The organism is Mesorhizobium sp. M7A.F.Ca.CA.004.12.1.1 (genome assembly GCF_003997835.1).
Classification (GTDB): Bacteria; Pseudomonadota; Alphaproteobacteria; order Rhizobiales; family Rhizobiaceae; genus Mesorhizobium.
Genome location: NZ_RZRK01001434.1, coordinates 1 through 626, shown reverse-complemented (window position 1 = coordinate 626; position 626 = coordinate 1). Strand labels below are relative to the sequence as shown.

Annotated in this window: 1 pseudogene; it reads right to left on the bottom strand. The window is 70.1% G+C overall.

What is annotated here, in order from left to right:
- A pseudogene (locus EN984_RS36885) lies at positions 1 to 626 on the bottom strand (Na+/H+ antiporter); the annotation flags it as partial.

Genomic DNA, 626 nt, shown 5'->3' with positions numbered 1-626 from the left:
CCTCAGCGCGGGCCTCATCGGCTTCGTCCGAGGCGGCGATGCGGCGCCAGGCTTGCCGCTGCTGATAACATTGTCGCCGGCTACCGGCGCCGGGCACCTCGCCCCCCTCATCATCAGCGGCTCCGGCAATGCTCTCGATGCGCGCGATCGCCGCCTTGGCGGCGCCCACGCGCGCCAGGCGCTCCTCGGCGGCGCCGGCATCCTCACCGGGCTCGACCAGCCCCCTGGCGATCGTCGGCAGAGCGAGGCTGGCGATGACCAGCGAGCAGATAATGACGCCGGCGGCCAGGAAAATGACCAGGTCGCGCGCCGGAAACGGCGAGCCGTCCGGCATGGCGAGCGGCAGTGACAGGATGCCGGCCAGCGTAATGGCGCCGCGCACACCGGCCACCGAACCGGCGAGCCGCACGCGCAGCCCGAACGGCTCCACTTTGCGCTTGCCCAGACGCGCAGCGATGCCGGCGGCGATATCGCCCACCCAGATCCACAGGAAGCGCAACGCGATCAGGCACAGCGTCAGCGCGATGACGGTCGCGATCGGCTGGACGATCGGGTGCAGGCTCATGAGCTCCGGCGGCACATGGCGGATGATGTCGGGAAGTTGGAGCCCAAGCACGATGAAGAGA